Origin of the sequence: Polaribacter sp. L3A8 (assembly GCF_009796785.1) — a bacterium.
GTDB lineage: Bacteria > Bacteroidota > Bacteroidia > Flavobacteriales > Flavobacteriaceae > Polaribacter.
In genome coordinates, this window is the sequence record NZ_CP047026.1 from 440427 (window position 1) to 463136 (window position 22710).

Sequence of the window (22710 nt, forward strand, 5' to 3'; positions counted from 1 at the left end):
AATGGAAAAAAAGAATTGATAATATCGTTTTTTCTAATCTTTAATCAAACCACAACTTACCGGTTGGGTTTCTTAAATCTCCAAAAAATATCGTTTTTTCTAATCTTTAATCAAACCACAACTTGGTAATACTACCAATTAAAAATTAATTTAATATCGTTTTTTCTAATCTTTAATCAAACCACAACTCTGTAGTGCTTTTCCATTATTGTAAATCTAATATCGTTTTTTCTAATCTTTAATCAAACCACAACAGTTTTAGCAGCGTTTTCTAAACCAGGAGAATATCGTTTTTTCTAATCTTTAATCAAACCAAATATGTCAAGGAACTTATTATTTGTCTCGAAGAGTCAAATTGTTATATTATTTCTAGTTTTCCAATTGAATTTATCTTAAAATCATAACCTTCTACAAGGCAATCAAAACTATTAACACCTACCTTTATCCATGGATATTTTTTGTGCTCGCCAATATTTTTCCCTCCTTTCATACCACTTTTTAGTCCCATAATAGATGTTAGAGTTTTCTTTTCTCGAGCTTCAGTATGATGTAATAACTTTATTTCTGCAGATTTTTCAACATCCAATTGTGTTATTTGAAATAAACGTTCCAGTAATTGTTGTTCATCCATTTCAAATAATTCTTCAGGATTCTTATCATAAACCAAAACCATTTTTCCCTTTATTAAAATATATTTTAACGGATTATTATTCTTATCTTTTTCTGGAGCAATTGGATAGAGTTGATTATTAACATTACTCTTTTTAAAATAGCTACCTGCCTCTAAATTATTAATTAATAAATTAGATCTTGTAACTCTACCTTTTCCATCAATTCCCTCATAAATAGCCATACAATAATTACTGTCATTCTTTGCAAAATAATGTTGTTTGTGTTCATGCCTAGATGCATCTCGATGCTTTTTTATTTCTAAAGGTACTTTTACATCTGTTGCAAAATATCGAATCTTTTTTATTGGGATAGGACTTCCATTTTTATTAGGCAAAATATAAAGTTCATGTTCCATTTTGTGTATTAAAACTTCAATTTCAGCTTTTAAAATGACTTCTTCTGCATCATTAACTTTATTAATTTTCTTTTTTAAAGTTTCAATTTCTTTCTTTATTATCTTTTCTTCTTTACGTGCATTAGTTACAATTTCTTTAATTTTATCATCAACAATATGTTTTATATCGGTGTCGGAAAAACTATCTATCGGTTTTCTCAATACATACTTTACGACTTCTTCAACTTCTCCTTTTTTGTTGGTTTCTTCCCTTTTTATAGCTCCATAAAAGCTTTCTTTATGTAAAGCACCTCTTACAGCGTCACCTTGTTGGTATTTAATTTCTCCTTTTTCATTTCGTTGAATAATACCACGTTTACGTATAGCTTTTTTACTTTGTATTGGTAAAACATCGGGTGTATGATGACTAATTAGTGTATTGTTATCAAAATTATTTACATCATTATTAAAACCCTTCCAAGGTATTCTATGTTTAAAGGAAGGTTTTGGTTTTCCGTAAAACTGATAGTCTTCATAATTATGATAATAGCTTGCCAAGGCATCATTAATATCTTTTTCGCAACATGCTACAACTACTGCATCTTTTGCGTGATGCGCGTGGTTAATCCTTTCTTTTTTATCTAAGCCCCAAATATCTCTTAAATTAGATGTGGTTCTTCCTTTTACTGGATACACTTTAGAAAACAATGATTTTAAAAACAAGTTTCCGTACTTGCTAATAATACCAATATCTACAGATTGGCTGTTTTTAAACCCTCTAGGTATTTCTGTTATGGTAAAAGTTTTATATTTACTCTTTAAGTAATTATATTCAAAACGTAACTTGGTTCTATTTTGAATATATCTATCTTTATTTTCTTTTGTAGTTGCTCCTCTTACTTTTTTAGTAATATCTCTAATTTGATTTTCTAAACTTTTATATTTAGCATACCAATGGTTTATTCTTGGCATGATTTCCTCATGATTATTACATTCGGTAGGTATTTTATCTTTTTTAATATCTCTATTATAAACGGAACAACAGAGCGTTTTATTAATTTGTGAATTGTCTAAACTTTTACTTCTAGGAACAGTATGTTCTATATCAAATTTTGGATTTGCTCCAATAAAATCAGATATACAAATAGTTTTACCAGTATATAAACAAACTCTATTTTGTTCTAACCAAAGTTGATATTTTAAAATATCTGTTTCCGTTGGCTCGTATTCAGAAATAATTTTATCATTACAATCATCTATTTTTATTTCTCCTTTAAAAATTGCTTTTATCTCATCTGCAAAACTAGTACGTTTCTTTTGTAAATCAGTTTGCCATTGTCTAATAGCTGTTCTTTCATTGGCGCTTTTAAGCTCTCTAGCCATTTCAATTCTAATAATTGTATTCTCATCTACAGCATCGTCTTTTATTAGTTGATTGATAACTTTACGAAGTTGATGCAACGCTCGCATTGCCATAGGATTTTTAATAGAAGATATAAGCGGACTTCCTAAATATAGTTTGCCATCTTTATCGCTACGTTTTGCTTTTTTATAAACTTCTATTGCAGAAGGGTGGTAGAGATTTTTCAAGCTATCTTCACTAACATTAAAGTTGTCTCTTAAAAAAGCTTTTACACGTTCGTCTAAGGTTTCTTTTTTTAAGAATTCTCCACGACCAGAGTTTAATTCCATTTGAGTAGAAAAAAGATTAAAACTATTTTTTAAAAGAACTCCCTTTTTTTCTTCGGAAAACAAATCCCAACGTTTTAAACCAAAATAATCTTGAATACTTTTTTCTATGTCTTTTTTATATGCTTCTACAACAAAAGTATTTTTGCCGTTCCAAGTTTCCTGATTATCCTTTACTTTTTTAATTGTTCCATTAACAATATCAACTATATTTCTATATGTATTATAATTCTCAATTATAGAAAATACTTCATTATTTATTACCTTTCTGTCGTCTTCATTATTCCAAATAGGTTGTGGTAAAACGGTTTTCATATTCGCTAGAAACACTGCATGAGAGTACAATAGGTCTTTTTCTAAATAAGGTAATATGTTTCTAATTGCCTTTAAACTTAACGAACCATAATCTTGCTTTAATTTAATTTTTGAAAATTTGATTGCAATGTCTTCATCACAGTCTAAATAATCAATTACAAATTGTTTTAGTTTTTCTGTTTTATCAAATCTAAAAAGCACATGCCAAATGGCGTCAATTATTTGATGTGGTGTTTTACTAGAATTGTCTTTATTTTTTTTATTAAAATTCTCTATTAAATAAGCTTTCCAATCATCACCAAAAACAGATTTTAAATTTGCAATTGTTGGGCAACTGCTAACATTTGTATAGTTTCCAAAATTGAACAAGACATCAAAGTCTTTAGCATTTTTGTCTTTATAATATCCAGATTTTAAATGTTTAGGTGTTAATTTTTTTGCTATTTCTTCAAAATCGAAATTTGGTTTTGATTTTCTATAAAAAAGAGATGCTATAATTGACTTTTCTTCAGTATTTAAAAACCTTAATTTATCTTGACTTTCTGGCTTTATTTTAATGGAATTAATAAAACCTTGCATTCTAAATAATTCAAAATCAGGATGAGAAATAGGTACACAAGCCTTGTCGTTTTCTAAAGGACATTTTGCGACCAATCCTTTTTGAGATTTTAAAGGTCTTTGATAAAAGATAGCATTTTCAATAGTTGTCCTTAATGTTATTGGTAGGTTTTGTTTATCGCAAATAATGTGGAATTCATTTAAATAATGTTCTTCTCTATGGGTGTAATTATTTCTAATTTTTTGCCCTTTTTTGTGTAAACCATAAAAATATTCTCCTAAAGTACTGCAATTAGCCTCTTCTATTTTAATTGATAAATCGCTAATTGCACTTTTAACTTTTCCTGAAAATTCTTTACGATTTAACCGTTCTAATAATTTTTCTTTTACTATATCGAATGTTTCATCAGTATTTTCCTTTAAAATAGATTTGAATGCTCTACCTAAAACAAATAATGCTTTACTGTTTGCTTCTGTTTTATCGTAAGCTTCTAAAAAATCATTATACATTTTTAATAATTCTTCTGAAGTATTGGCTTGTTGAATTATATCTTCAATGTCATTGTTTTTTTCTTCAACAATTGAATTATCCGAAGTATCTAATCTATTACTTAAAAAACCGCGTCTTTGTGAAATATGATATAAAGCTCTACCTAGTTCGTGCTTATCACTTATTTTATTTAAATCTAGTTTTTTGGAAGAAGCGTTAAACCGAAAGGCATAAGGGTTTTTAATTTGTTCTTTCCTTTCTAATTTATCATTTTGATTGTCTGTACTTAACCACAATCTGAATTCATCATTATTAGGATATATTTTTTTGTATCTCCAAAGTTTTAGTTCCTCGTCAGTTAATTTAGGGCATAAATTATTATCAGATAAGACCTTTAATAGTTCTAACTTTCTTAATTTTCTTCTATATTTAAGTTTTCGTCCACTTCTATAATCAGTACGTTGTGCTGCTTTAGAACTTTCGCTACTTGTTTTTGCTTCAATATTTACGCCCTCTGAAAATATCCTTACACCTTTATCAATTAAAGAAAACTCGTTTATATCTTTTTCTACTATTGCCCAACCAATACTGTTTGTTCCTAAATCTAATCCTAAAATTTTTGCCATAGCTTTTTTTTTACTAAAATAAAGGTAAGTAAATAAAAAATAGCTACTTTACGGAAAGCCGTAATAATTAATAGAATTTTATTTATATCTTTACAGTAGATTAAAATTTCTAATCTTTAATCTTATCACAATAAGGCTATATGCCGTAGATGAAAATCTTTAGTCCTGCTTCGGTAGGACTTTTTTTATGCTTTAAAAAGTAGAAAAACATAATTTTAACAGCCTTTACATACTGTTGTTTTTAAAGGAATGGGGATTGTTTTAAAACAACCTCCATTCCTCTTTTTGTATATGGCTATGTGTTTTTTTTGCAAGTATAAAATTAAAACAGTAACTTAGGAGGAGTTACTTTAGAGTAACATTATTTATGAACCCTTTAAATTTATACAATTATGTTAGCTTTTAGAACAGAAATTAGAAATTCACCAAGAGAACAAACTTTAAAAATTTATTTAAGTGACATTTCATTAGATCACGAATTAAAAATGTTACTAGAAAACATTAAAGGTGTTCGTATTGTAGAAGTACAAGAGAGTATGAGTAGAAATAGAGTGGAAGAAAATGTAACCATTTTTAGAGATTTAAAGCACTCTATAAATAGCATTAAGGAAAAAGTAGATGCTTTTTTAACCCTTTATTTTGAAAAAGCTGTTATCTAAATATTGCTTTTTTTAACTTACCTATTTACGCGTAATCATAGCCAAATAATAAGGAATTTTATAATAAATTAAAAAGAAAACAATTATAAGGTTGTATATCAGAAAAATGGAACCATCTTTGCATATATAATTAGTATTATAAATTTAACAACATTATTATGAGTAAAGGTACAGTAAAGTTTTTCAACGAAACAAAAGGATTTGGTTTTATTACTGAAGAAGGAGTAGACAAAGATCATTTTGTACACGTTTCTGGTTTAATTGATGAAATTAGAGAAGGTGACGAAGTTGAATTTGACTTACAAGAAGGAAACAAAGGTTTAAACGCAGTTAACGTAAAAGTTATCTAAGAAATATACTTAAAGTTTTATAAAAGCCCATCAATTAATTGATGGGCTTTTTTTTATGTTTTTAATTATCCTTAAGCTTTAAAAGCACAAAAAGGCCTAAAACAATTACTATAAGTACAAAGGAAACATACTTGTTTATTTGTAATAACTATTGCTTATAGCAAAAATTAAGATTGCAAATCATAGTTTAATAAGTTACTGTATTTTAGAGTTACAATATTGTTTAAGTACTTATTAAACAAAATGAAAATAACATAAAACTAGTGTTATTCTAATATGTACTCTAAAGTAAAATAACGGAGTATAAACTTATTAATGCTAGATTCATTAATTTTATTTCTATTTTTTTAATGATAATAGTCATGTTTTTAATAATGAGATAGATATAAATTGCAAGCTTAATTAAAATTAATTAAACAATGAAAAAGGCACATTCATTTCACATTCCTGTAATGGGAATTGGGTTTACAATAGATTCTCCTTTAAAAGTAGCACAATTTGGTATTGATTCTGTTGTTTCTTTGGTAGACGATATTTTAGTAGAAAAAATGCGTAAAATTTACAGCGAAAAATTTGAAATACCTTATAAAGAGATTTCAGACAAAGTTGATGATTTTAGAGCAAAGAGAATTACCTCTTATTTAAATCTATTACACGATCAAACAGAAGAAAAATTTAATCAATTAAAAAATATTACTTCAGAAAAAAGTAAGGCTTTAAAAGATTATATTCAGATGTTACCAGAATATTCTTCTTTAAAAAAAGAGTTTCATAAATTAACAGAAGATGGCGTAGATTTTTCTAAAATGAAAGATTGGGCAAATAAAAATTTGTCTATGGGGAGTATTGATGTCAATATTATGACAAAGATTGATAAAGCAAATTACCTTAATAAAGAATTATTACCAATAGAATATAATGATGCACATGCAGCTTTAAGAGGTTTTTCTGAAAGTAAATTAGCATCCTCATTAGTACTTTCTGCGGGTATGAATCCTAGGTTATACACTTATATGAGTAATTTTAAAGATTTTTTTCCTGATAAAAATGGTTACATTAAAAAGAAAATTATTTTAAAGGTAAGCGATTATAGATCTGCTTTTATTCAAGGAAAATTTTTAGCTAAAAAAGGCTTATGGGTTTCAGAATACAGAATAGAATCTGGTTTAAATTGTGGAGGACACGCCTTTGCTACAGATGGTTTTTTAATGGGGCCTGTTTTAAAAGAGTTTAAAGAAAATAAAGAAACTCTAAAAAGTACAACATTAACATTATTAATGGAAGCTTTAAAAGAAGCCGATAAAATTATACCTGCTAAAGATTTAGAATTAAAAATCACCACTCAAGGTGGTGTTGGTACCGATGAGGAGCATGCATTTTTAATGGAAGAATATCAATTAGATTCAGTAGGGTGGGGAAGTCCATTTTTATTGGTTCCGGAGGCTACAAGTGTAGATGCTAAAACAATGGAAAAATTAGCAAGCGCTAAAGAATCTGATTTGTATTTAAGTAATACATCTCCTTTAGGGGTTCCTTTTAACACACTTAGAGGAAATACAAAAGATATTCAAAAACAACAGCATATCGATAAAAACAGACCAGGTAGTGCTTGTCCTAATAAATTTATCGCTTTAAATTACGAATTTAAAGATACAGGTTTGTGTACTGCATCAAGAGAATATCAGCATTTAAAATTAAAAGAATTAGATGCTTTAGAATTATCTGTAGAAGATAAAAAGCGTAAATATGATGCAATTATCGAAAAATCTTGTATTTGTGTTGGTTTAAGTACATCTACATTAATTTTAAATAATGTAAGTACTAAGAAAACTGGCGATGGTGTTTCTGTTTGTCCTGGACCTAATATGGCGTATTATGATAAAGTAATGAGCTTACGCGGAATTACAGATCATATTTATGGTAGAAAGAATATGATTTCTAGATTAGACAGACCTAATGTTTTTGTAAAAGAGTTGTCTCTTTACATTACACATTTACAAGAAAAAGTGGCAGATGTAAAAGCTACAATTGATAAAAAACAATTGCGTTATTTATTAAAATTTAAAAAGAATTTAGAAGCCGGAATTCTGTATTATACTGAATTATTTTTAGAGAAAAAAGAGTCTTTTGTAGATCAAAAAGAAGCGCTTTTAAATGCACTTCAGTTTCAGCAAAACAAACTAATATTGATTAGTGAACAAATAGAAAAGTTAAAGTAATTTTTTTAGAATTGAACATAAAAAAAGCATCTTTCAAAATATTGAAAGATGCTTTTTAATTTTATAGTAAATTACTAATTATCTTGTAATTGTTTGTTTTCTATCTGGCCCAACAGAAACAATAGATACAGGAACTCCAGTTTCTTTTTCAATAAAAGCAACATAGTCTAGTAAATTTTGTGGTAATTGATCTGCAGAAGTCATTTTAGTTAAATCTTCATCCCATCCTTTAAATTCAGAATAGTTTACAGAAACATTTTCTGGTTCTATATTATAAGGTAAGTGGCTAATTTCTTTTCCTTTATAGTTATAAGTAGTACATACTTTTAAGGTATCAAATCCAGATAAAACATCACCTTTCATCATCATTAATTGTGTAACACCATTTACATCTACAGCATATTTTAATGCAACTAGATCTAACCAACCACAACGTCTTGCTCTACCTGTTGTTGCACCAAATTCATGACCAATTCTAGCCATATCTTCACCATCTTTATCAAATAATTCGGTAGGAAAAGGTCCAGAACCAACACGAGTAGTATATGCTTTAAAGATTCCAAAAACTTCTCCAATTCTATTTGGAGCAACTCCTAAACCAGTACAAGCACCTGCTGCAGTAGTGTTAGAAGAAGTTACAAAAGGATAGGTACCAAAGTCAATATCTAATAAAGACCCTTGCGCTCCTTCAGCTAAAATTGTTTTTTTATCTTTTATAGCTTGGTTTAAAAACTCTTCACTATCAATAAAAGCTAAAGTTCTTAATTTATCAATTCCTCTAATAAATTCTGCTTCTAATTCTTTTAAATCATATTCTACCTGAACATCAAAGAATTCTAACATTTTAATATGTTTAGCTGTTAAAGCATCATATTTTTCTTTCCAGTCTTCTAATTCTAAATCTCCAACTCTCATTCCGTTTCTACCGGTTTTGTCCATATAAGTTGGACCAATACCTTTTAATGTAGAACCAATTTTAGCTTTTCCTTTAGAGGTTTCTGAAGCTGCATCTAATAATCTGTGTGTTGGTAAGATTAAATGTGCTTTTCTAGAAATTAATAATTTAGAAGTATAATCTATGTTGTGTTTGTCTAGATTTTCTAATTCTTTTTTAAAGATTACTGGGTCAATTACAACTCCATTACCAACTACATTTAAAGCTGTTTTATGGAATATTCCAGAAGGAATTGTGTGTAAGACATGTTTATGTCCATCAAAAATTAAAGTATGTCCCGCATTTGGACCACCTTGAAAACGTGCAATGATATCATAGTTTTTTGTAAGTACGTCTACAATTTTACCTTTTCCTTCATCTCCCCATTGTAATCCTAGTAATAAATCTACAGCCATTATAGTTGTGTTAATTGTTGTTTATTGTTGTATTGTTAATTAAGATTTGTTCTTTTTTGTTCCGTAAAAGTAAAGTGAATGATTATGAATATCAATATCAAAAACGTCTTCTATGGTTTTTTTTATAACTTGAATTCGTGGATCACAAAATTCTTTTACGTCTCCAGAATCCGTAAAAATTACGTGATCGTGATTTTTATCGAAGTAACTTTTTTCATAACGGGCCATAGATTGCCCATCAAACTGATGCTTTCTTACTAAACCGCAGTCTAAAAGTAAATCTATTGTATTATAAAGTGTAGCTCTACTAACTCTATAATTTTTATTTTTCATTTTAATATAGAGAGATTCTATATCAAAATGCTCATCAGCTACGTATATTTCTTGAAGTATAGCATAGCGTTCTGGTGTTTTTCTATGCTTATTTTCGCTTAAATATGTAGTGAAAACTTTTTTTACTATTTCTTGATTTTCAAGAGAATTGCTCATTTATGAATGATTTTTTTACAAAAGACAAATTTACAGTTATTTCTTAATAAATTAATACTTTTAATCAATTGATATTTACAAAGTATTAACACGTTCTACTTTTTTAACTCCTTCTATTTTAAGAAGGTTTCTAACTAACTTATCTAATTGCGAACTATTTTTAACACTTATAGAGATTTTACCATCAAAAACCCCTTCGTCTCCTTTAATATTTATGCTGTTAATAAACACGCCCATATTATTAGAAATAGTACGAGTTACATCATTTGCCATTCCTTGATTGTCTACGCCTGATATTTCTAAAATTACTTTAAAGTCTTGTTTTGTAGAATCTATCCATTTTGCAGGCATAATTCTATAAGCATAATTAGATTGTAATGATATGGCATTGGGGCAATTCATTTTATGCACTTTTATACCTTCACTAATTGTTAAAAAACCAAAAACTTTATCTCCTGGTATCGGGTTACAACATTTAGAAAGTTTATAATCTAGTTTTTGTTCATCTTTTCCAAAAACTAAAGCATCATATTTACTTGAAACGGCATCAGTTTCTGGATATTCTTTTTCGGCAGTGTTTCTGGTTAATTTAGTTTTAAAGAAATTTAAAATCTTACTGTTTCGTTGAGAAACAAATGCTTTTAATTGTGTATTATCAATAGCACCATTACCAATTCTATAAAATAAATCGAAGCTGGTTCTTAATTTAAAATAGTTTACTAATTCATTAACTGTTTTATCATTAAAAGTAATTTTTAAATGACGTAGTTTTCGCATTAAAACAGCTTTTCCTTCTTCTGCAATTAATTTTTCTTCTTCATTTAAAGCAGCTCTAATTTTTGCTTTTGCTCTTGCTGTAATTACAAAATCTAACCATCTAGAATTTGGTTTGTTAGAAGCTGTTGTAATTACTTCTATTTGATCACCACTTTTTAATTGATGGCTTAAAGGCATTAATTTTCCGTTTACTTTTGCGCCTCTACATTTTAAGCCTACATCTGTATGTATCGAAAAAGCAAAATCTAAAGCAGTTGCGTTTTTTGGAAGCGATTTTAAATCACCTTTAGGTGTAAAAACATATATTTCTTTCGAATATAAATTGAGTTTAAAATTTTCTACAAAATCAACAGCATTTAAAGTTTGGGTTTCTAAGGTTTCTTTTAATTTATTTAACCAATCTTCTAGTCCGTTATCTTTTGTAGCTCCTTGTTTGTATTTAAAGTGTGCTGCATACCCTTTTTCTGCAATCTCATTCATTCTGCTAGAACGAATTTGCACTTCTACCCATTGAGAACCTGGCCCAACTACGGTAATATGCAAAGCTTCATAACCGGTAGATTTTGGTTGCGAAATCCAATCTCTTAAACGAGTAGGGTTGGGTTTAAAATAATCGGTTACAATGGTATAAATTTTCCAAGCATCAAACTTATCATCATTAGAGTTGGGTTCATATATAATTCTAATGGCGTATTTATCGTACACCTCATCAAAAGTTACATTCTGATTGATCATTTTTCTACGAATAGAATAAATAGATTTAAACCTACCTTTTATTTCATAATCGAAGTTTTCTTTATCTAAACCAGATTTTAAAGTATCCTCAAATCGTTGTAAATAATTTTTCTGATCTTCTTTACTTTCTTTAATTTTACCTAAAATACCATAATAAGCTTCTGGTTCTGTATATTTTAAACCTAAATCTTCTAATTCGGTTTTTATATTGTACAAGCCTAAACGATGCGCTAAAGGAGCATAAATGTATAGTGTTTCAGATGCAATTTTTACCTGTTTATGTGCAGGCATTGCATCCATTGTTTGCATATTATGCAGTCTGTCTGCAATTTTTATCAAAATAACCCTAACATCATCATTTAATGTTAAGAGCATTTTTCTAAAATTCTCTGCTTGTATAGATGCGTCTTGTTCTTTGTTTAAGCGAGATATTTTGGTTAATCCGTTTACAATTTTTGCAATGGTTTCACCAAAAAGGTGCTCCATATCTTCTATGGTATAATCTGTATCTTCTACAACATCGTGTAATAGGGCAGAAGCAATAGAAATAGCATCTAAACCAATTTCATAAGCAACAATTTTAGCAACAGCAATAGGATGATAAATATAAGGTTCACCAGTTTTTCTACGCTGAGTAGAATGTGCATCTACAGCAATATCAAAGGCTTTTCTTATGAGTTCTTTGTCTTCTTTAGACATAATCTCATAGGTTCCTTTTAGCAAATCTTTATATCGTTTTGCTATTTCTTTATTTTCTTCTTCTATGGTTGCTGTGTATTCCAAAAACGAGATTTTAAAATTGGGGTTAACTTAAAGTGAAATTAGCAATAAGTATTTTAACATACAAGTATTTCGTTTTCTAAATGTATTTATTTGCTATTTTTGCAAAATGAAAAACATTTACCTCATTTTAGTATTCTTATTTTTAAGTTTTAATAACTATTGTCAAGTTAAAGAAGGTGCAGATAATCTTTTTGAGCTTCAAAAAAAGAAAGTAGCAATTAATATCAGTAAAAATGTTTTTACAAGTGTTTACCAAAACATGTATGTATCTAAAAAACCAGATGCTTTAGTTTTGGCGGTAATTATTCCTATTTCTTATGATGCACAAAAGGCTAAAATAAACGGAGGCACTGTGGTAAAAGAAATTCCGTTTAAAGGTGAAAAAATGATAAATAATGAAAACGTATTATGTTTTACAGGTACAATAATAAAAAAAGGAATTGAATTTAAAAAACAGGTCTATTATATTAAGCAACACAAAAATACCTGTATAGAATTAACAACAATGTTGCCCCTTAATGCAGATACTAAGGATAAAAAGATGATGATAAACATTGTTAATTCTGTTGTTAAAAAGAATTAGTTTTCTAAATTATTAATTCTTTCCAACAAAGTTGGATGTGAGTAATGCGCAAATACATAGGCAGGATGTGGTGTTAAATTACTTAAACTATTCTTAGATAATTTTTTAAGTGATGTAACTAGTGCTTGTCCTTCAAAAGTTTCTTTGGCAAAATTATCTGCTTGGTATTCAAATTTTCTAGACATATAATTCATAAATAACCCTGTTATTTCTGATATTGGCGAATATAAAATTCCGAATGCAATTAAACCAATATGAAAACTTGGTTTAGCAACACCTAAAGCTTCTGATAAAACAGGTGTATTGATAAATAGCGAAAGAATAAACAGCGTGAATCCTGTTAATAAAATTGATGAAATTAGATTAAAAATGATGTGTTTTCTTTTATAATGACCAACTTCATGCGCTAAAACAGCTACTATTTCATCTGTATTTAAGTCGTTAATTAAAGTGTCATATAATGTAATTCTTTTTTGAGAACCAAAACCAGAAAAATATGCATTTGCCTTTGTAGAACGTTTAGAACCGTCGATTACAAATATATTATTGATGGTAAAACCAACCTTTTTAGCATATTTTTCTATAGCAGATTTTAATTCTCCGTCTTCTAACGGACTTTGTTTATTAAATAAAGGAACAATTAATTTTGCATAAAACATATTCATAAACAAAGAGAATACAGCAACTAGAATCCAAGCGTAAATCCAGAAATCTTCACCTGTAAGTTGATAAAACCATATGATTAAAGCTAAAATTCCGCCACCTAATAAAGCGCTCATTGCTAATCCTTTTAATTTATCTAGCCAAAATGTTTTTATGGTAGATTTGTTAAAACCAAACTTTTCTTCAATAACAAATGTGCTGTAATAAGAGAGCGGTGTGGTCATAATCTCTGAACCTAGCATAATGATTCCGAAGAAAATTAAAGCCACCAAAATAGGGTTATCAGTATATGTTCTTGCAAAAGAATCTACATATTTAAATCCATCAATAAAAAAGAAAACCAACGTTAAAAGTGTTGAAAATAATGAAGTTATGTTAGAGAATTTTGCACTCGTCTTTTTATAAGCTTGCGATTTTTTATATTCCTCTTTATCATAAACATCCTTTAGTTTCTTAGGAATTTCATCATCAAAACGTTTTTCATTTAAGATATCTAAGATTTTATCAACAATAAAACTGATAATTAATATGGAGATGATGATGTAAAATAAAGTGGTTGGTTGCATAAGTATGTATAAATTTCTTTAATCAATCTGATTAAAAGATGGGGTTATAAATAATTAAAAATGTAATTTCATGCCTTCGTGTGTTGCTTTAAAACCTAAGTTTTCATAAAATTTAATTGCTCTAGGTCTTTTTTTATCCGAAGTTAATTGCACTACATGTACGTTTTTTTCTTTAGCTCTATCTATTGCCCATTCAAATACACTTTTACCAATTCCGAGTCCTCTTTGATCATTTCTTATAAAGACATTCTCTATTTGCGCTCTTGTTCCGCCACAAAAACTCAAGTATTGAATATAGGTTATTTGTAAAGTTCCAATAACTTCAAGATTCTCGTTTTCTACAACAATTAATTCTTGATTTTTATCTGCATCTATTTTTTGAAATGCATTTAAATAGGAAGAAGGCAAGGGGTTTTTAAAGTTTTCTCTTTTTTTTCCGAGTTCATCATCAGCCATCATTTCTACGATTACAGAAATGTCTTTTTGAGTTGCTTTTCTAAAATTCATTACTATTTACACTTTAATAGAATACCTATTTTATTTTTTATGTTCTTTACTAGCGTAAATTGCAGCTCCAATAATACCCGCATTGTTTTTATATTCCGCTACTTTAACCTTTACTTCAGTTTGTAAATGTTCTTTAAAACCGTCATATCTTTTGCTAATACCTCCACCTAAAACAATTAAACTAGGTGTGTAAACAATTCTAATATATTCTAATAAAGAATCGAATCTTATTGCCCAATCTTTTAATTTTAAGTTCTCTTTTTTTCTTACGGAATCTGCTGTGTGAAATTCAATTATTTCACCGTTTGTATGCAACATTTTACCTATTTCTAAATTAGGAATTAAGTTACCGTTAAAAAATAAACCAGAACCTATTCCGGTACCAATGGTAATCATAATAACAACACCTTTTTCTTTTTTAGCAGCTCCTAAACTTACTTCTGCTAAACCTGCTAAATCTGCGTCATTACTAATATAAAAAGGTAACTTACATTCTTTTCTAAATAATTTATCAACTTTTACGTTCAACCATTTTTCACTTAAATTCCCTGGATGAATGCATTTACCATTTACAATTGTGGTTGGAAAACTACAACCCACAGCCTTTTTCCAATTAAAAAAAACGATCATTTGGTTTATAACCTTTGCAACAGCTTCTGGAGTTGCAGGTTTTGGAGTGTCTATTCTATGTCTTTCAGAAAGTAATTCTCCTGTTTTGGTGTTTACAATTGCTGCTTTAATTCCAGATCCACCTATATCAATTCCTAATACTTTCATTCTTTATAACTTAAAATTTCTTTGTCTTTTTGCTTCAAACAGAATAATTGCAGCAGAAACAGAAACATTCATAGAATCTATTTGTCCTTGCATGGGAATATTTATATTTTGAGAAGCAGCTTCTCTCCAAATTTCTGTTAAACCTGTAGCTTCTGTACCCACAACTATTGCAGTACTTTTTGTGTAATTTTCTTGATGATATTCATTTGAATTCTGCAAAGTAGCAGCATAAATATCAATATTTTTTTCTTGAAGAAAAGTAATTATTCCTTCAGATGTACCTACCGCAATTTGATTGGTAAAAACACAGCCAACACTAGATCTTATAATATTAGCATTGTACAAATCGCTTTTAGGATTTGCTATAAAAACAGCATCAATATTTGCAGCATCAGCAGTTCTTAGTAAAGCACCAATATTCCCAGGTTTTTCAACACCTTCTGCAACTAAAATTAGTGGATTTGTGGTTTTAAATTGAATGTTTTTTAAGGAGAAGTCTTTAGCTTTTGTAACGGCTATAATACCTTCTGTAGAATCTCTGTAAGCCAGTTTTTGATAGACTTCTTTAGAAATTATAACTCTATTAACGTTTGCATTAAAAAGGTGTAAAATTTCATTCTCTGAAATTAAATCAGGATTAAAAAGAATGGTATCAAACTCATAATTTGCAGAAATTGCTAAAGTTATTTCTCGCTTTCCTTCAATAATAAAGAGTTCCTGTTTTTTTCGTTCACGAGCTTTATCTTGCAGTTTTAGCAAGTTTTTTACGTACGGATTTTGGATACTAGTTATTTCTTTCATTAGTACAAATATACCTAATTATAGGTATTGACTAAGTAGTAAATTATAACAATATTTGTAGCTTAATAAACCAAATTATTAATTTTAGAGTATTAAATGTATTTGAATTAAATTTTCTATGAAAAGGAAAGATAAAAACAGGTTTATTATAAATTATTTTTGATAAAAAGGCTCGCTAATAGTGAGTCTTTTTTGTTTACTAGTTTTAGAAATTTGCTAACTATTATAAAATAATTACTAGATCTTTAATAAATTTTTATAATTAAAAAAAGGTTGTCTTTTTACAGACAACCTTTTACATAAAACCAAACTAAAACTAACTAATTATTTTAAACTTGCTAATAATTTTTCTGCAACTAATTCTGATGATGCAGGGTTTTGACCTGTAATTAAATTACCATCTTGTATTGCAAAAGGTGCCCAATCTTCTCCATTAGAATAAAATGCGCCATTTTCTATAAGCATATCTTCTAATAATAATGGTACAACTTCTGTTAAACCAACAGCTGCTTCTTCTTTATTAGAAAATCCTGTTACTTTTTTACCTTTAACCAATGCAGTTCCATCAGCATTTTTAACATCTCTTAATACCGCAGGTGCATGACAAACAAATGCAATTGGTTTCTCTTGACGATCGAATTTTTCGATTAGCGCAACAGATACCTTATCGTTTGTTAAATCCCATAAAGGACCGTGACCACCAGGATAAAATACAGCATCAAAATCATCTGCGTTCATATCTGCTAATACTTTTGTGTTTTCAATTAAAGACTTAGTAGCTGCATCTTTATTATAACGATCTGTAGAAGCTGTAGCTGCATCTGGAGCATCACTACTTGGGTCTATAGGTGCAGCGCCACCTTTAGGAGTTGCAATAGTAATTGTAGCTCCTTTATCTAATAATGTGTAATATGGAGTAGCAAATTCTTCTACCCAAAATCCTGTTTTCTTTCCTGTATTTCCTAATTTATCGTGAGATGTTAATACAAATAATATATTCATTTTTTTGTCTTTTTTAATTGTTGTTTTTACCTCCGAAATTTTATCCGAAGTTGTTTCTTTTTTTGAATCCTTACAACTAGAAGCTGTAATGATTGTAAGCGTTAAAGCTAAAATTTTTGTTATCTTCATAAATTAAATTAGTAAGCCATTTTTACAATTTCTTTTACCTTATTTGGTGATAAATTTTTGTGTTCTCCTAAACCTAACCAACCACGATCTGTAAAACGTTTTGCAATTTCTTCTGCGGTTCCTTTATAATCATCTGTATAATCAGATAGTTTTGTGTCTATTCCTAATTTGTGGAAAAAAGCAACTGTTTTTTCAATAGCAGCATAAGCTCTATCTTCTTTACTTCCTTCTTTAATTTTCCAAACACGTTCGCCATATTGAGCTAATTTTTCTTTTTTAGCTTCAAAATTATACTTGTAATGACTTGGTGTAATTATTGCTAAAGTACGTGCGTGATCTATGCCAAATAAAGCTGTTAACTCGTGGCCCATTGCGTGTACAGCCCAATCTCCTGGAACTCCTTTTTGTATTAATCCGTTTAAAGCCATGGTACAACTCCACATAAAATTAGCCGCAGCATCATAATCCGTAGGGTCTTTTAAAACCTTTGGAGCTATTTCTATAATAGTTTGTAAAATACTTTCTGCAAAACGATCTTGTAACAATCCTTGAACAGGATACGTCATATATTGTTCTAAAACGTGCGTAAAAGAATCCATTAATCCATTTTGCAATTGACGTTGTGGAATAGAAGCAATCACTTGAGGATCTAATATAGAGAACACAGGGAATAATCCTGGACCACCCATTGCTAGTTTTTCTTTTGTTTCTCTTCTTGTAATTACAGCACCAGAATTCATTTCAGAACCCGTAGCAGGTAATGTTAAAACAGTTCCAAAAGGCATTCCTTTTTCCGTTTTAATATTATTTGTTAAAATATCCCAAGGAGTTTCTCCTTCAAATACTGCTGCAGCAGATAAAAATTTGGTTCCGTCTATTACAGATCCACCACCAACAGCTAATAAAAAAGTAATACTTTCTTCTTTAATTACATGTAAAGCTTCCATTAAAGTTGCATATTCTGGGTTTGCAGGGATTCCTCCAAACTCAACAACTTCAACATTTGCTAACGCTTTTTTTACTTGATCGTAAATTCCGTTTTTCTTTATACTACCACCACCGTACAATAATAATACTTTAGCGTTTTTAGGAATCTCGGTTTCTAATTGTTTAATTGTATCCTTTCCAAAAATAATTTTGGTTGGGTTTTTTAATTCAAAATTGTTCATTTTTTTTCTTTTTTAAATTTTAACGATCATTTTTCCTTTGTTTTTACCTTCAAATAAGTCGATAAAAGCATTTGGAATATTATCGAAACCTTCCACAATCGTTTCTGTGTAAGTTAATTTTCCTTCTTTTAACCAACCTGATAAATTTTGCATTGCTTCAGGAAATTTATCAGCATAATTAGACACAATAAATCCTTGCATTAAGGCGCTATTTTTAACTAAAAATGGTTGTACGCTTAAACTTGTAGGTAATTCTGTTTCATTGTAAACAGAAATGGCACCACAAATAATAATTCTAGCAAAACGGTTAATGTTGAATAATACAGCGTCAGATATTGGTCCGCCAACATTATCAAAATAAATATCTACACCATTTGGCGCTGTCTTTTTAATATCAGCATTGATGTCTTTACTTGTGTTATAATTGATACCTGCATCAAAACCAAATTTGGTTTTAAGCATCTCTATTTTTTCGTCCGTTCCAGCAATTCCAATTACTGTAAGTCCCATAATTTTGGCAATCTGACCTACAATAGAACCAACAGCTCCGGCAGCACCAGAAACAACAATTGTTTCTCCTGCAACAGGTTTACCTATTTGGTTTAAACCTAAATATGCCGTTAAACCTGTCATCCCTAACACTCCTAAATACGTGCTTAATGGTGCTTTAGAACCATCTACTTTTAAAAGACCTTCTCCGTTAGAAACTTGTTGAGTTTGCCAATTTAATAATCCGGAAACAAAATCTCCTTCTTTAAAATTATCATTTTTAGAAGCAATCACCTTAGCAACAACTCCAGATTGTACTGGTTTATTTAACTCGAAAGAAGGAACATACGATTTTGCATCGCTCATTCTTCCTCTTAAATAAGGATCTACAGAAACATAAGCTGCTTCTAATAGTATTTCTCCTGTATTGATTGTAATTTCTTTGTCTTCTGTTAAAAATTCAAAGTTTGAAACAGTAGGTTTCCCTTCTGGTCTATTTTTTAATATGATAGTTTTCATAATTTCTTTTTTTTTACTCTATTACGGTTACTAAGTCTGTCATAGGTTTTCTAACTTTTACTAAGTTTACCAACCAATCTTTATCTTCTGCTCTATAACCAATTGGTAATAAAACTGCACTACGTAAACCTTTTTCACGTAAGCCTAAAATTTCATCTACTGCATTTGCATCAAAACCTTCTAATGGAGTTGCATCTACACCTTCATAAGCAGCAGCTGTAATAGCATTTGCAAAAGCAATATATGCTTGTTTTGCAGCATGGTTAAAGTTTTCTTCAGCATCTTTTTGAGGATACATGCCTAATAACATCTGACGGTAATCTTCCCAACCTTCGTTTTTAAAACCACGAATTTCGTTTGTTAAATCGAACATATAATTAATACGATCTACAGTATAAGTGTCCCAAGCAGCAAAAACAAGAAGGTGAGAACAGTCTGTAATTACAGATTGATTCCAAGCTACTGGTTTAATTTTTTCTTTAATATCTTTATTTTTAATGACAAAAATTTCAAACGGTTGTAAACCACTTGATGTTGGCGATAAACGTGCAGCTTCTAAGATACGTTCTATTTTATCTTCAGAAACTTTCTCTCCATTCATTGCTTTTGCAGCATATCTCCAGTTTAATTTATCTAATAATTCCATCTGTTTAATTTTAATTGTTTTTTGAAATTTGTTTTATATCGTTTGAGGTTATAATTACCTCGGTATTACTTTTATTATTAGCTAAAATGATCATTGCTTTTGCAATACTTTCAGCATTTATTATTTTGTACTTTTTTAGTTTTCCTATAAATAATGGTTGAATGATTTTAAAAACCACTAAACCAATTTTTTCTAAGAACCGCTGCTCTTTTCGTTCTCCATCAATTAAAGAAGGTCTTAGAATAAAGGTGTTTTTAATGTCTTGTTGTAAAACACTTTGTTCCATTTCTCCTTTTGTTTTGTTATAAAATACAGAACTATTTTTATCAGCTCCCATGGCAGAAATCACTAAAAAAGTAGAAATGTTGTTCTCTTTAGCTAATTTAGCAGCAGCTACAGGAATTCCATAATCTATCTTTTTATAAAGCGTTTTATCTGGTGTTTTCTTAGCCGTAGTGCCAATACAACAATACACTTCATCTGCTGTAAAATCGTCTTTAAATTCTTCTAGTTTTAAAACATCACCTATAAATTGATGCACCTTTTTAGGCAGCCCTTCTATTTTAGAACGAGAAAATAGTTTTATACTTTCGTATCTTTCATCTTTAATTAATTTTTGAAGAATACTATTTCCTGTTAAACCAGTTGCACCTATTATTATAGCCGTTTTTTTCATTCTATTTACTGACTTTTATACTGTTCCAAGCAGATTGATATGCTTCTTCTAAATGCGTTTCATCTAACTTAAAAGAACCTCTTTTTTCTGCCATCATTAAAAAAGATAAAGGATTGATTGCATAAGCATACAATAAATATTCTGACATAGGTTTTATAATGCCCTCTTTTTTACCTTTAATCCAAAGGTCGAGTAGGGGTTGTAAATGTTTAATACCCTCTTGTCTACTTGGTTCATCAATCATTGGTGTATTGTCACATTGAGCTAAAAACATAGCGTTTTCACACTCTTTTAATTTAAAGTTTGCAATACGATTCCAAATTAATTTAAAGCCTTCTTCTATAGGCATATTAGCATCATAAGTTTCAAAAGCATAATCTGTATATCTTGCTTTTACTTCTATGTATGTTTTGTTTACCAAATCTTGTTTGTTTTCAAAATACAAGTAAATGGTTGCAGGAGAAACGTTTGCCATTTTAGCAATTTTACTCATAGGCGTTGCATGAAAACCATTATTATTAACCAACTCTATAGTTGCTTTTATTAAAGCGTTTCTTTTATCGATACTTTTTTGAAGTTTTGCCATTACTTATTTTTTTGAAATTTATAGGCCAAAGCAATTAATATAAACTGTATTGGTAATCTTATAACAGCTGCTTTATGGCTACCAATAGCTGGTGTATCCGTAAACACATCCCAAATATGAATCGGTAAAAACAATAGCATCAATATTAAAATTCCGGTTGCTGCTAGCTTTGTGTATTTTGGTATTATTAAAAATACCCCTAAAAGTATTTCTACAATTCCGGATGCATAAATTATAAAGCTTTTATATGGTAGAAAATCAGGAACAAAAACTGAGAAAAAATCAGGTTTTATAAAATGTTGACTACCTGCATATATCATAAATAAAGCGAATACGATGCGTAATAGGTTCCAAAAATGTTTCATTACTTTGTTTTAGACTACAAAGATACGCATAAAAATGAACGTTCATTCTTTTTTAACAAATCTTTATATTTATACTATTATAAGATTAAATGATACCATGTAATTTACATTAACTATTTACAAAACGGAAGGTAATAAACGGAATGATAAAATCATAAATTGGTATCTTTGATATATAATTTATAGATTTCCTTTAGTGCAAACACCTTTTATTAAAAATTATACAATTAACGATATTGTTGACCTTCTAGGAGACAAGCCACAAAAAAATAGTGATTTGCATATCCATTTGTCTAAAAATAATTTTGATGAAACTCCTTTTATCGCCCCTTTTAGAGCTGGTAATTATACTTTTTTATTGATAGTTAAAGGAGTTTTTAAAGTGGAATTAAATTTAATTACACATACATTACACGCAAGTGAAATGATTACTATTAAACCACAAACGGTTTTAAAGATACTTGAAACTAGTAATGACTTAGAAATAATAGGAGTTAGTTTTACAATAGACTTTATTTTTAAAATACTTTTAAACAAAAACGAATTTGATGGTATAGATTTTTTAACAGCACATAGTTATCCTAAGTTAAAATTAACAAAAGAAGAAGAAGCTACTTCTGTACTGCTCTCTAAATTATTAGCAAAAAACAACGATGCAGATACTGCTGATATGCCTTATAGAAATGAAATTATTATGTATTCATTTGGTTTGTTATTGTATCATTATGGCGCTATTTTTAAAAGAGAACACCCTAATTTAGATGCTCACTTATCTAGGCAGCAAGAAGTAACACTTCGTTTTTTAAAAAAACTGAATGATCATTTTAAAAAAGAACGTTCTGTAAAATTTTATGCAGATAGTATGTTTTTAACAACTGGTCATTTATCTAAAGTATTAAAAGAAGTATCAGGAAAAACTGCAGGACAATTAATTGATGATGCTGTAATTATGGAAGCTAAATTGCTTTTAAGTAACCCTTTATTAAGTATTTCTCAAGTTGCAAATGAATTAAAGTTTAGCGATCAATCTTTTTTTGGTAAATATTTTAAGAAAAACACAGGGGTATCGCCTTCTAAATTTAGAAAAATTAATTCTTAGTTTTTTAAGAATCTAGGTGCTTTTGTTCTTAAAAAAAATATTAATACAATAGTTCTATTTTTTTATTATCATCGATTTAGACCAATA

Annotated in this window: 20 protein-coding genes and 1 CRISPR repeat array (1 of these 21 cut by a window edge); of the genes, 5 read left to right on the forward strand and 15 right to left on the reverse strand. The window is 29.0% G+C overall.

Translation table 11 applies throughout. From position 1 onward, the window contains the following. A CRISPR array of direct repeats spans positions 1-319; the repeat unit is 36 nt; unit sequence AATATCGTTTTTTCTAATCTTTAATCAAACCACAAC (it extends 1299 nt beyond the left edge of the window). 39 nt (positions 320-358) lie between these two features. After that, complete coding sequence (cas9, locus tag GQR92_RS01485; protein WP_158837463.1) at positions 359-4684, reverse strand: type II CRISPR RNA-guided endonuclease Cas9; 4326 nt, start codon at positions 4682-4684, stop codon at positions 359-361. A gap of 392 nt (positions 4685-5076) precedes the next feature. Here cas9 and GQR92_RS01490 point away from each other — a divergent pair, with 392 nt between their 5' ends. The 3 genes from GQR92_RS01490 (at position 5077) to GQR92_RS01500 (ending at position 7912) form a co-directional block, all read left to right on the forward strand. Beyond that, positions 5077-5343 carry a hypothetical protein gene (locus GQR92_RS01490; RefSeq protein ID WP_158837464.1) on the forward strand — a complete coding sequence of 89 codons (267 nt, stop codon included), beginning with the start codon at positions 5077-5079 and terminating at the stop codon, positions 5341-5343. A gap of 158 nt (positions 5344-5501) precedes the next feature. Next, on the forward strand, positions 5502-5693 hold the full coding sequence (locus GQR92_RS01495; RefSeq protein WP_105048543.1) for a cold-shock protein: 192 nt from the start codon (positions 5502-5504) through the stop codon (positions 5691-5693). Between the two features lie 419 nt (positions 5694-6112). Continuing rightward, positions 6113-7912, forward strand: coding sequence for a hypothetical protein (locus tag GQR92_RS01500; protein ID WP_233269942.1), 1800 nt, complete (start codon positions 6113-6115; stop codon positions 7910-7912). A gap of 78 nt (positions 7913-7990) precedes the next feature. Here GQR92_RS01500 and GQR92_RS01505 read toward each other — a convergent pair whose 3' ends face one another. The 3 genes from GQR92_RS01505 to GQR92_RS01515 form a co-directional block, all read right to left on the reverse strand. Further along, the gene (locus tag GQR92_RS01505) at positions 7991-9262 is read right to left on the reverse strand and encodes an adenylosuccinate synthase (RefSeq protein ID WP_158837465.1); all 1272 of its coding nucleotides are present in this window, start codon (positions 9260-9262) and stop codon (positions 7991-7993) included. Between the two features lie 39 nt (positions 9263-9301). Continuing rightward, the gene (locus tag GQR92_RS01510; RefSeq protein WP_158837466.1) at positions 9302-9751 is read right to left on the reverse strand and encodes a Fur family transcriptional regulator; all 450 of its coding nucleotides are present in this window, start codon (positions 9749-9751) and stop codon (positions 9302-9304) included. Positions 9752-9826: 75 nt separating this feature from the next. Beyond that, a complete protein-coding gene (locus GQR92_RS01515; RefSeq protein WP_158837467.1) occupies positions 9827-12046 on the reverse strand; it encodes a RelA/SpoT family protein in 2220 nt (739 codons plus the stop codon). Between the two features lie 106 nt (positions 12047-12152). Between GQR92_RS01515 and GQR92_RS01520 the strand changes: the two genes are divergently transcribed. Next, positions 12153-12629 carry a hypothetical protein gene (locus GQR92_RS01520; RefSeq protein WP_158837468.1) on the forward strand — a complete coding sequence of 159 codons (477 nt, stop codon included), beginning with the start codon at positions 12153-12155 and terminating at the stop codon, positions 12627-12629. Here the strand turns inward: GQR92_RS01520 and GQR92_RS01525 are convergent. The 11 genes from GQR92_RS01525 to GQR92_RS01575 all read right to left on the reverse strand — a co-directional run bounded on the left by GQR92_RS01525 (position 12626) and on the right by GQR92_RS01575 (position 21524). Beyond that, on the reverse strand, positions 12626-13858 hold the full coding sequence (locus GQR92_RS01525; RefSeq protein ID WP_158837469.1) for a M48 family metallopeptidase: 1233 nt from the start codon (positions 13856-13858) through the stop codon (positions 12626-12628). The two genes, GQR92_RS01520 and GQR92_RS01525, sit on opposite strands and share 4 nt — an antisense overlap. A gap of 54 nt (positions 13859-13912) precedes the next feature. Next, positions 13913-14365, reverse strand: coding sequence for a GNAT family N-acetyltransferase (locus tag GQR92_RS01530; protein WP_158837470.1), 453 nt, complete (start codon positions 14363-14365; stop codon positions 13913-13915). Positions 14366-14395: 30 nt separating this feature from the next. Then, on the reverse strand, positions 14396-15142 hold the full coding sequence (gene ppgK / locus GQR92_RS01535) for a polyphosphate--glucose phosphotransferase (RefSeq protein WP_158837471.1): 747 nt from the start codon (positions 15140-15142) through the stop codon (positions 14396-14398). Between the two features lie 3 nt (positions 15143-15145). Continuing rightward, entirely contained in the window at positions 15146-15943 is a 798-nt protein-coding gene (locus GQR92_RS01540; protein WP_158837472.1) for a TrmH family RNA methyltransferase, read from the reverse strand. Between the two features lie 324 nt (positions 15944-16267). Next, the gene (locus tag GQR92_RS01545; RefSeq protein WP_199269168.1) at positions 16268-17074 is read right to left on the reverse strand and encodes a type 1 glutamine amidotransferase domain-containing protein; all 807 of its coding nucleotides are present in this window, start codon (positions 17072-17074) and stop codon (positions 16268-16270) included. 8 nt (positions 17075-17082) lie between these two features. Further along, positions 17083-18243: an iron-containing alcohol dehydrogenase gene (locus GQR92_RS01550; RefSeq protein WP_158837473.1), complete on the reverse strand. Its 1161-nt coding sequence runs from the start codon at positions 18241-18243 to the stop codon at positions 17083-17085. Between the two features lie 12 nt (positions 18244-18255). After that, positions 18256-19254: an NADP-dependent oxidoreductase gene (locus tag GQR92_RS01555; protein WP_441339139.1), complete on the reverse strand. Its 999-nt coding sequence runs from the start codon at positions 19252-19254 to the stop codon at positions 18256-18258. A 10-nt stretch (positions 19255-19264) separates the two neighbouring features. Then, positions 19265-19897: a nitroreductase family protein gene (locus tag GQR92_RS01560; protein ID WP_158837475.1), complete on the reverse strand. Its 633-nt coding sequence runs from the start codon at positions 19895-19897 to the stop codon at positions 19265-19267. 10 nt (positions 19898-19907) lie between these two features. Then, on the reverse strand, positions 19908-20573 hold the full coding sequence (locus GQR92_RS01565) for an NAD(P)H-binding protein (protein WP_158837476.1): 666 nt from the start codon (positions 20571-20573) through the stop codon (positions 19908-19910). A gap of 1 nt (position 20574) precedes the next feature. Beyond that, the gene (locus GQR92_RS01570) at positions 20575-21159 is read right to left on the reverse strand and encodes a TetR/AcrR family transcriptional regulator (protein WP_105048667.1); all 585 of its coding nucleotides are present in this window, start codon (positions 21157-21159) and stop codon (positions 20575-20577) included. Next, on the reverse strand, positions 21159-21524 hold the full coding sequence (locus GQR92_RS01575; RefSeq protein WP_158837477.1) for a DoxX family protein: 366 nt from the start codon (positions 21522-21524) through the stop codon (positions 21159-21161). Before GQR92_RS01575 ends, GQR92_RS01570 begins: the two co-directional genes overlap by 1 nt. A 196-nt stretch (positions 21525-21720) precedes the next feature. Between GQR92_RS01575 and GQR92_RS01580 the strand changes: the two genes are divergently transcribed. Then, positions 21721-22623, forward strand: coding sequence for a helix-turn-helix domain-containing protein (locus tag GQR92_RS01580; RefSeq protein ID WP_158837478.1), 903 nt, complete (start codon positions 21721-21723; stop codon positions 22621-22623). Positions 22624-22710: the final 87 nt, after the last annotated feature.